The organism is Chryseobacterium koreense CCUG 49689 (assembly GCF_001045435.1).
Classification (GTDB): domain Bacteria; phylum Bacteroidota; class Bacteroidia; order Flavobacteriales; family Weeksellaceae; genus Kaistella; species Kaistella koreensis.
Genome location: NZ_LFNG01000015.1, coordinates 43593 through 52388, shown reverse-complemented (window position 1 = coordinate 52388; position 8796 = coordinate 43593). Strand labels below are relative to the sequence as shown.

The window sequence follows — 8796 nt, the reverse complement described above, 5'->3', positions numbered from 1 at the left end:
AAACAGTAATTTTTATCTAAATTTGAACCTACATTAACACATGAAAAAAGCAGTTCACTGAATGAAAAAAGGGGTGGTCAGTTTACTCCGAAATTAGGTGGTCAGTTTAAACCGAACTTAGGTGGTCAGTTTAAATTGAAACTGGGTGGTCAATATCACCGAAGTTTCCACAAAGGTCATCCCGAACAAATCGAACACCTTTTTGAAATCTTTCAGCACGCTCCAATACACCACCTCGTCGATGTTTGGAACAAAAAAGCACAAAACAATTTTTGTTCTGTGCTTTACCTTGTGGAGGATATCGGGATCGAACCGACCACCTTTAGACTGCCAGTCTAACGCTCTAGCCAGATGAGCTAATCCCCCCTTTTTCAATTCAGATTTCTAAAATGGTCCTTTTAAGATCCGAAATTGAGATTGCAATAATACAAATTTTTCTCATAAATATTCCGACTTCTTTAAAATTTTATTCGCGCTCATTGGAGAGTTTTTCGGCGACGAGAGAAAAAACATGGGGCACCTTATTCCCAAACTGAGGGATCCTGTATTTTCCTTTTTCAAATTCGTCATTGTGCTGGAAACATCCGTACGGCGACCAGTCGTACTCGTCGAAGGAAATGAGTTGAAGGTTTTCCCGCAGGAGACTGTTCAAGACGTCGGAAGTCGGGTGGTTCCACATGACGTATTCTTGCTTAATCCCCGCTTCCCGGTTCGCATACGTTCCCTCGTAGGTTTCCACGATGGCTTTTTCGTTGAAATAATTGTATTTCACAAAGCTAAACTCGTCATCGAACATCCATACCATAGGATGAAATTCAACAAACACAAACTTTCCCCCGGGTTTCAGGAAATGGGAAATCACTTCCGCCCATTTTTCCAAGTCTGGAAGCCAACCGATCACACCGTAACTGGTGAAAACGATGTCGAATTTCTGGTCCAAAACATTCGGCAATCCATAAAGGTCGGAAACTATAAATTCGGTAGGGCTGCCACATTTTTGGGCTAAATCTTTTGCGGCTGCAATCGCTTTGTCGGATAAATCGATGCCGGTCACTTTCGCACCCATTCTAGATAATGAAATGGAATCCTGCCCGAAATGGCATTGCAGATGAAGGATTTCTTTTCCTTTCACATCACCCAACAGTGCTAATTCAATGGAATTCAGCGAGTTCCTCCCATTGATGAAATCTTCCACAAAATAGAAGTCAGATTTCAAATGGGGTTCCACTTTGGCGTTCCAGGAATTTCGGTTGATTTCGAGGTAATTTTCCATGGGTTGAGGTTAAGGTTGAGGTTAAGGTTGAGGTTGAGGTTGAGGTTGAGAACGAGGGAGTTATTTCCAGATCAGAAAAAGGGTGCCTGCAATAATTAATCCTGCACCCACTGCCGTTTTCCACGAAAGGGACTCTCCCAAAAAGAGGACTGCAAAAATAATCGTCAAAGCCAGGCTCAGTTTGTCAATCCCCGCAACTTTGGAGACTTCACCCAGCTGCAGCGCCTTAAAATAAAATATCCACGAAAGTCCGGTCGCCACTCCGGAAATACCCAAAAAAAACCAGGTCCTGAACGGAAGCTCGCCAATTCCCTTCGTTTCTGCGCGGACAATCACAATGAGCCAGATCATCACCAAAACAACAACTGTTCTGATAGCAGTCGCCAAATTCGAGTTTACATGCTCGATCCCCACTTTAGCAAAAATCGCAGTAAGGGCGGCGAAAACTGCGGAAAGAAGTGCATAGATCCACCACATCTGGGTTTTGGTTTAAAGGTTGAAGTTGAGCGTTCGTATTTATTTAATTTTTGATAAATTCTTTGATGGAAAGCGTTTCCTGTTCTCCGGACAGCAGGTTTTTCACGGTAATTTTTTCTTCGGAAATTTCTTGTTCGCCGAAGAAGACCAGGTTTGGAATCCCTTTCTTCTCGGCGTAGGTAAACTGCTTTTTCAACTTCGCGGATTCCGGATACAACTCAGCCGAAACCCCTGCTTCACGAAGCTGAGTGATGATCTTCATCGCCTCCAGAGATTCGGTTTCGCCATAATTTGCAAAAAGGTATTGCACGGCATTTTCCACACCTTCAGGAAACAAACCAAGCTCCTCCATCACCAGATAAATTCTGTCCAACCCGAAAGAAATCCCAATTCCCGGAATATTCTTCACGCCAAAAACTTCGGTGAGGTTGTCATATCTTCCGCCGCCGCCGATGGATCCCATCTGCACCTCATCTGCTTTCACCTCGAAAATAGCTCCGGTGTAATAATCCAGTCCTCTCGCCAAGGTAATATCGAATTTCAAATTTTCGGCAGGAATTCCTAAGTCGAGGCATTTCGTTAAAACAAACTCCAACTCCTCCACTCCTTTTGTACCGGTCTCATTTCCGGCGAACTTTTCCTTCAGCTCCAAAATATTCTCTAGAGCATCATCAGTCTGGCTAAAAAGGAAATCCAATTTCGAGAGGGCTTCTGCGGAAATGTTTTTTTCCTGCAATTCCTTTACCACTCCATCTTTTCCTATTTTATCAAGCTTATCGAGTGCCACCGTAAAGTCGATCAGTTGATCAGCAATCCCGGCATATTCTGCCAATCCCGAAAGGATTTTCCGGTTGTTTAAATGAAGCGTAACCGAAATCTTCAAATCTGCAAATGACTTCAAATACAATTGGACCAGTTCCACTTCCTGCCATAAACTCTCACTTCCCACCACATCTGCATCACATTGATAAAATTCGCGGAATCTTCCTTTCTGCGGCCGGTCTGCCCTCCAAACTGGCTGGATCTGGTATCGTTTGAATGGGAAAGTCATGGTTCCATGATTCATCGCAACATACCTTGCAAAAGGTACCGTCAAGTCATACCGCAATGCTTTTTCAGAAATCTGTGGAATCAGTTTCTGCGAGTTTTTGTTCGTCCAATCTTCATCTTTGGTTTTTGCAGCGTAATCTCCGGAGTTTAAGATCTTGAAAATCAATCGGTCTCCTTCCTCTCCGTATTTTCCGGTGAGTGTGGAAAGGTTTTCAAAACTCGGCGTTTCCAAGGGTTGAAATCCGAAAAGCTCGAAATTCCGCTGTAATGTATTGATAATGAATTTTCGGCGGGTAACTTCCTGCGCCGAAAAATCCCTGGTTCCTTTTGCTAAACTTGGCTTCATTTTGATCATTAATGAGTAATAATAAGTACGGAGCGATCCCCACGCTTTGTTTGCAAAAATACGGAATTATGGCAATCCTTCAAGGATTTAGAATCCCTGAAGAATTGATTTCATCAAATGCGTCCCAGAATCCCGATGATTTCTTCGCCATAATGCTCAATTTTGTGTTTACCGAAACCTTTAATGTCTTGCAATTCCTCTTTTCTGTGCGGTTTGCATTTTGCGATTAAGACAAGTTCTTTGTTGGTCGCGATGCAATAACTTGGAATCCTTTGATCTTTGGATTTCTCCGCGCGCCAGAGTTTGAGCGAATCCAGGATTTTCACCTCATCAGAACTGAGTTCGGCATCCGCCTCCGCGCAATACTGCTGTGATTTCAATTCATTTACCGTCATCTTCAGTTCTTCGTAGTACAGAATGACGGACCAGTAGCTTTCATCATCGCGCACAAATGCAGATTCGTATTTGTAGATGGTATTTTGTTGCAGAAACTGGTCGAGGATTCTTTGGTCCTGATAAATGAACTCCTCCGATAAACGTACTTTTAAAATTTTAACCTTCATTGTTGTTAGTTTTGGATGAATAATAAGTTTTGAATTGCGGTGCCTGAAATGGTCGGCCCAGAGCGAATCTGAAAGATCGACAACGGAGTCTTGGATGGTTACACATTTTGAAGGACCTCAATGATTTCCAGGCCATACTTTTTTATCTTGCTTTCGTTGAAACCTTTTATGTGCAACAATTCTTCCGCGGTTTGCGGTTTGTACTTCGCGATGGAAAACAAGTGGGTGTTATGACAGATCATAAAAGGCATCAATCGAAGATCCTTGCTTTTGGACATCCTCCATTTTCTTAGTTCAGAAAAGATCAGTTTTTCATCTTCTGACAACTCTTTTTCACTGGCCACAAAGAATTTTTGAGGAACAGTGGATGCACTTTTATTTTTGTAATAAATCAGAATGGACCAATAATTCGTTTCGTCCTCGATCAATTTCGCATTCATCTGGATGATCTCATGTCGGTCAAGAAAATCGTTGACCAAACACTCATCCGGATGCTGAAACCTTTCGGAAATTCTGATTTGCAGGACTTTAATTTTCATGATTCGGAGCTTAAAATAATTTGTAAAAAAACTTTGTCAAAGTCAGCAAGAGGATTCCTCAGAAATTTGACGAAGCGATGCAGTTCAGCCGAATTATTTGCTTCCGACCATCACGAGTTCTTCCACACGGATTTCAGTAAAATAGCGTTTGACTCCTTCCTTATCCTGGTAATTTCGGGTAACGAGTTTGCCTTCCACAGCGATCTCCTTGCCTTTTTCCACATATTTTTGCATAATGTCCGCAAGCTTTCCGTTGAAAACCAGATTATGCCATTGGGTTTCTTCAACCTTCTGACCGAGACCGTTGGTATAATATTCTGTCGTTGCCAAACTTACTTTTGCGATTTGACCATTGTCGAATTTTACGATTTCGACGTCTTTTCCTGTTCTACCGATTAAGGTAACTTTGTTTCTTAGTGACATGGTTTAGGTTTTATGAGTAATGAATAATGTTTGATAAACTTTGCCAATCCGGAAGCTTCGGGATTGGCAAAGCAGGGAAAAATCAGGCAGGTTTATTTCCTCCAACCATTACCAGTTCATCCACCCGAATTTCGGTGATGTAGCGTTTCACGCCATCTTTATCATCATAGCTTTTGTAAACGATCTTTCCTTCCACGGCAATTTCATCCCCTTTCTTCACGTATTTTTCAGCAATCTCTGAAAGTTTCCCGTGGAAAACCAGGTTGTGCCATTGCGTTTCCTCGATTTTTTCACCATTTGCGTTGGTGTAATGATCGGTCGTTGCCAAGCTTACTTTTGCGAGTTGACCGTTTTCGAATTTTACTACTTCGACTTCTTTTCCTGTTCTACCGATTAGGGTAGCTTTGTTTCTTAGTGACATGATCTTAAATTTTTATAATTAAACATTAGAATTGCGTCTCACTGTCTTTCCGCAAATCTCTGGTGCAAAGGTTCACCGCTTTGCAAAAATTAGTCGGTAGAGAATTGTTTAAAATCGTTTGTAGTCGTTTGCAACGGATAAAACATTGCTAATCAGTATTTTATTTTTGAGATAAATTTTGATTTTTAAGAATGTCAATAATTAACCGCTGCAAAATTTCAAGTGTAGTTGAAGAACCAGTTCAATTTTATAAATTTGATTGATGAAAAATTCCGAAAATATTAATTGGAGAAAAGCGAACGATTCCGATTCCGAAAAGATTTGGGAGATACTGCAACAGGCGATTAAGAGGAGGAAAAACGACGGTTCCAGACAATGGCAAGATGGCTACCCAAACCAGCAAACCGTGAAAACCGATATTGAATGGGGAATTGGTTATGTTTTGACGGAAAATGAAGACGTGGTGGCCTATTCCGCAATTCTTTTGAATGACGAACCAGCTTATGACAAAATCGTAGGAAAATGGCTGACTGACGGAGATTTCCACGTAGTTCACCGGGTGGCGGTTGCCGACGCGGTTGCCGGAAAAGGTTATGCCATGAAGATTTTCAGCAAGATAGAAGAGTTCTCCAGAGCAAACAATGTTTTCAGCATTAAAGTCGATACCAATTTTGACAACGGAGCCATGCTTCATATTCTGCAGAAACTGGGATATGCTTATTGTGGGAAAGTCTATTTCCGCGGTGCCGAAAGATTGGCGTATGAAAAGGTTCTTCAGTAATTATTTTTCAAAACGCATCCCCAATTTCAACCCAAAATGCAAATGCTTGATCATCTTTCATTCTATTTAGTGGTAGTGGTTTTGATCACTTTTCTCATCATGCTTGCCGACAGAGTAAAGATTGCATATCCCATTTTGCTGGTTTTGGCGGGATTGGGAATCAGTCTCATCCCCGGAATCCCGATGATCCATATCGAACCGGAACTTATTTTTCTGATCTTTCTGCCACCACTACTTTACGAAGCTGCATGGACCACTTCATGGAAAGAACTTTGGCGATGGCGCAGAATCGTGTTGAGTTTCGCGTTCATTGTGGTTTTGCTTACCGCAATTGCCGTGGCTTTCGTGGCCAATTACTTTATTCCCGGGATTTCTTTGGCACTTGGATTTTTACTGGGCGGAATCGTTTCCCCACCGGACGCGGTGAGCGCAGGTGCAATTCTGAAATTCATGAAAATCCCGAAAAGATTCCAATCTATTTTGGCAGGTGAAAGTTTATTGAATGACGCATCATCACTGATTATTTTCCGGTTTGCCTTGGTCGCGGTTGCAACCGGACAATTCATTTGGGCAGAAGCTGCAGCAAGTTTTCTCTGGATGTGTCTGGGAGGCGTTTTAATCGGGGTTTTGGTGGGATTGGTTTTCTACAAAGTTCACCGGCTTTTTCCCACGAGTGCCAATATCGACATTATTTTAACCTTTGTTGCACCTTTTGTGATGTACATTACCGCCGAGGAATTACATGCTTCGGGAGTACTCTCGGTGGTTTCGGGCGGACTTTTTTTGTCATACCGTGCGCACCAGTTCCTGAGCAGCTCCTCCAGACTTCGTGCAGTAACGGTTTGGGAAAGCATTGTTTTCATACTCAATGGAATCGTGTTCATGCTGATCGGTTTAGACTTGCCCGAAATTGTGCAGGGATTGGGAACCACCAGTGTTTGGACCGCTTTCAAGTATGGCTTGCTGATTACCGCGGTCTTGATTTTGGTTAGAATTTTAGCGGCTTATGGCGCGCTGGTCGTAACTTTGGTGATGCGGAATTTCATAACGGTTGCAGATCGCGATTTGCCGCCAAATCTGAAAATGCCGATGATTTTTGGATGGAGTGGAATGCGGGGAGTGGTTTCATTGGCTGCAGCACTTTCAATTCCACTCACCCTGAGTGATGGCTCGCCTTTTCCACAAAGAAACCTGATCCTATTTATCACCTTCGTGGTGATCCTTTTAACGTTGGTTGTCCAGGGTTTGACTTTACCGTGGCTGATTTCTAAAATTAAACTGGAAGACCGGGATTTCATAAAGCCAGAAAGAGAAATAGACAATGAAATAAGGCATGAACTGGCAAAAATCGCCATTGCTAAAGTGAAGAAGGACTATCGGCATAAACTCGAACAGTTCCCGGCACTCAGCGAACAACTTCAAATCTGGGAAAACAGAGTGAATTCGTCGGAAATCATCTTTAACTATGACGAATACCGCGACATCAACACCGCAATTCTCGAGGAACAGCGGAAATGGATCATCGCAAAAAACCGTTCGGAACTGCTTTTGGATGAGGAGATTATACGGAAACACCTTCGTCTCCTCGATCTTCAGGAAGAAAAACTGAATCTGGGGAGCTAAAATGATCCGATCAATATTTCGACTTTGATTTCAAAATTAGCTCAATATGCTGTTCATGAAGACTGTGGATTTATGGGCCATTTTCCCATCTTAAATAAACGTTAATCTTCTCAATTTTGAATGTTTTGCCCTTGAACTATATGTAAATTTGCATGAAGCAAAATGGAGAAACCAATGGAAAAACGATTAAAAATATTTAAATAAAATGAACACTTATCAAGTTAAAGCTTTCGGAACCGAGGCAAAAGACGCCGATTTGAAAGAAATGAACATCGCAAGGCGTGAAGTTCAGCCAAGAGACGTGGAAATCGACATCCTCTATTGCGGGGTTTGCCACAGCGATTTACATACCGCGAGAAACGATTGGAGCGGAACAAAATATCCCGCAGTTCCCGGCCACGAAATCGTGGGAAGGATTACTAAAGTAGGTTCGGAAGTCACCAAATTCAAAGTGGGAGATTTGGCCGGAGTGGGCTGTCTGGTGGATTCCTGCAGAACCTGCGACAGCTGCCAAAAGGATTTGGAACAGTATTGCCTCAACGGAAATACCGGAACTTACAATAGCAAAGACAAATATTTGGAACAGCAAACTTATGGCGGCTACTCCGAAAAAGTAGTTGTGGATCAGGATTTTGTTTTAAGAATTCCAGAAAACCTAGATTTAAAGGCGGTTGCACCGCTTCTTTGTGCGGGAATCACCACCTATTCCCCTTTGAGACACTGGAACGTGGGTCCGGATTCAAAAGTGGCCGTGGTCGGTTTGGGCGGACTTGGTCACATGGCGATCAAGATTGCAAAAGGAATGGGAGCGCATGTTTCCCTGTTCTCCAGAACACCTTCCAAAGAGCAGGAAGCAAAAGCGATGGGTGCAGATGAAATGATCATTTCCACTGATGAAAACCAAATGAAAAACGCTAAAGGAAAGTTTGATTTGATCATCGACACCGTTCCTTACGACCACGATATCAATCCCTATATTTTGACATTGGGAGTTTCCGGAACTTTGGTTTTGGTGGGCTATCTCGGTGAGATGGAAGATATGCTGAAAACCGTTCCAATGATTTTGGGGCGACGTTCTGTTGCAGGATCTGTAATCGGAGGAATCAAGGAAACCCAGGAAATGCTGGATTTCTGCGGCGAAAAAAATATCCTTCCCGAAATTGAAATGATCAATATGCAGGACATCAACAATGCTTACGAAAGAATGTTGAGGAGCGATGTGCGGTACCGTTTCGTGATCGACATGCAGAGCTTGAAAGGGTAAATCCACTTTTCCAGATAAAAAAATTGCCACGAGCCC

General features: G+C 42.6%; 11 protein-coding genes and 1 tRNA gene. 3 read left to right on the top strand and 9 right to left on the bottom strand.

What is annotated here, in order from left to right; genetic code table 11:
* Positions 1-117 precede the first annotated feature (117 nt).
* From ACM44_RS15355 to ACM44_RS11290, 9 genes are all read right to left on the bottom strand, one after another.
* A complete protein-coding gene (locus tag ACM44_RS15355) occupies positions 118-264 on the bottom strand; it encodes a hypothetical protein (protein ID WP_160304023.1) in 147 nt (48 codons plus the stop codon).
* 28 nt (positions 265-292) lie between these two features.
* Positions 293-366: transfer RNA gene (locus ACM44_RS11325), tRNA-Ala, on the bottom strand.
* A 100-nt stretch (positions 367-466) separates the two neighbouring features.
* The gene (locus ACM44_RS11320) at positions 467-1273 is read right to left on the bottom strand and encodes a class I SAM-dependent methyltransferase (RefSeq protein ID WP_048500159.1); all 807 of its coding nucleotides are present in this window, start codon (positions 1271-1273) and stop codon (positions 467-469) included.
* 60 nt (positions 1274-1333) lie between these two features.
* Positions 1334-1750, bottom strand: a complete 417-nt coding sequence (locus ACM44_RS11315; RefSeq protein WP_048500158.1) for an EamA family transporter — start codon at positions 1748-1750, stop codon at positions 1334-1336.
* 43 nt (positions 1751-1793) lie between these two features.
* Positions 1794-3146: a histidine--tRNA ligase gene (gene hisS / locus ACM44_RS11310; protein ID WP_048500163.1), complete on the bottom strand. Its 1353-nt coding sequence runs from the start codon at positions 3144-3146 to the stop codon at positions 1794-1796.
* A gap of 113 nt (positions 3147-3259) precedes the next feature.
* Positions 3260-3709 carry an HRDC domain-containing protein gene (locus ACM44_RS11305; RefSeq protein ID WP_048500157.1) on the bottom strand — a complete coding sequence of 150 codons (450 nt, stop codon included), beginning with the start codon at positions 3707-3709 and terminating at the stop codon, positions 3260-3262.
* A gap of 98 nt (positions 3710-3807) precedes the next feature.
* Positions 3808-4248: an HRDC domain-containing protein gene (locus tag ACM44_RS11300; RefSeq protein WP_048500156.1), complete on the bottom strand. Its 441-nt coding sequence runs from the start codon at positions 4246-4248 to the stop codon at positions 3808-3810.
* A gap of 93 nt (positions 4249-4341) precedes the next feature.
* Positions 4342-4671 carry a single-stranded DNA-binding protein gene (locus ACM44_RS11295; RefSeq protein WP_048500155.1) on the bottom strand — a complete coding sequence of 110 codons (330 nt, stop codon included), beginning with the start codon at positions 4669-4671 and terminating at the stop codon, positions 4342-4344.
* Between the two features lie 82 nt (positions 4672-4753).
* Positions 4754-5092 carry a single-stranded DNA-binding protein gene (locus ACM44_RS11290; RefSeq protein ID WP_048500154.1) on the bottom strand — a complete coding sequence of 113 codons (339 nt, stop codon included), beginning with the start codon at positions 5090-5092 and terminating at the stop codon, positions 4754-4756.
* A gap of 262 nt (positions 5093-5354) precedes the next feature.
* Here ACM44_RS11290 and ACM44_RS11285 point away from each other — a divergent pair, with 262 nt between their 5' ends.
* The 3 genes from ACM44_RS11285 to ACM44_RS11275 all read left to right on the top strand — a co-directional run bounded on the left by ACM44_RS11285 (position 5355) and on the right by ACM44_RS11275 (position 8760).
* Positions 5355-5873, top strand: coding sequence for a GNAT family N-acetyltransferase (locus ACM44_RS11285; protein ID WP_048500153.1), 519 nt, complete (start codon positions 5355-5357; stop codon positions 5871-5873).
* A gap of 42 nt (positions 5874-5915) precedes the next feature.
* Positions 5916-7496, top strand: coding sequence for a Na+/H+ antiporter (locus tag ACM44_RS11280; RefSeq protein WP_048500162.1), 1581 nt, complete (start codon positions 5916-5918; stop codon positions 7494-7496).
* A 205-nt stretch (positions 7497-7701) separates the two neighbouring features.
* Entirely contained in the window at positions 7702-8760 is a 1059-nt protein-coding gene (locus tag ACM44_RS11275; RefSeq protein WP_053215463.1) for an NAD(P)-dependent alcohol dehydrogenase, read from the top strand.
* Positions 8761-8796: the final 36 nt, after the last annotated feature.

What these genes read in the sequence shown, in the direction of transcription:
- ACM44_RS11320 (WP_048500159.1), bottom strand. Translation starts at nt 1,273, where the DNA reads ATGGAAAATTACCTCGAAATCAACCGAAATTCCTGGAACGCCAAAGTG.
- ACM44_RS11290 (WP_048500154.1), bottom strand. Translation starts at nt 5,092, where the DNA reads ATGTCACTAAGAAACAAAGCTACCCTAATCGGTAGAACAGGAAAAGAA.
- ACM44_RS11300 (WP_048500156.1), bottom strand. Translation starts at nt 4,248, where the DNA reads ATGAAAATTAAAGTCCTGCAAATCAGAATTTCCGAAAGGTTTCAGCAT.
- ACM44_RS11280 (WP_048500162.1), top strand. Translation starts at nt 5,916, where the DNA reads ATGCTTGATCATCTTTCATTCTATTTAGTGGTAGTGGTTTTGATCACT.
- hisS (WP_048500163.1), bottom strand. Translation starts at nt 3,146, where the DNA reads ATGAAGCCAAGTTTAGCAAAAGGAACCAGGGATTTTTCGGCGCAGGAA.
- ACM44_RS11315 (WP_048500158.1), bottom strand. Translation starts at nt 1,750, where the DNA reads ATGTGGTGGATCTATGCACTTCTTTCCGCAGTTTTCGCCGCCCTTACT.
- ACM44_RS11275 (WP_053215463.1), top strand. Translation starts at nt 7,702, where the DNA reads ATGAACACTTATCAAGTTAAAGCTTTCGGAACCGAGGCAAAAGACGCC.
- ACM44_RS11285 (WP_048500153.1), top strand. Translation starts at nt 5,355, where the DNA reads ATGAAAAATTCCGAAAATATTAATTGGAGAAAAGCGAACGATTCCGAT.
- ACM44_RS11305 (WP_048500157.1), bottom strand. Translation starts at nt 3,709, where the DNA reads ATGAAGGTTAAAATTTTAAAAGTACGTTTATCGGAGGAGTTCATTTAT.
- ACM44_RS11295 (WP_048500155.1), bottom strand. Translation starts at nt 4,671, where the DNA reads ATGTCACTAAGAAACAAAGTTACCTTAATCGGTAGAACAGGAAAAGAC.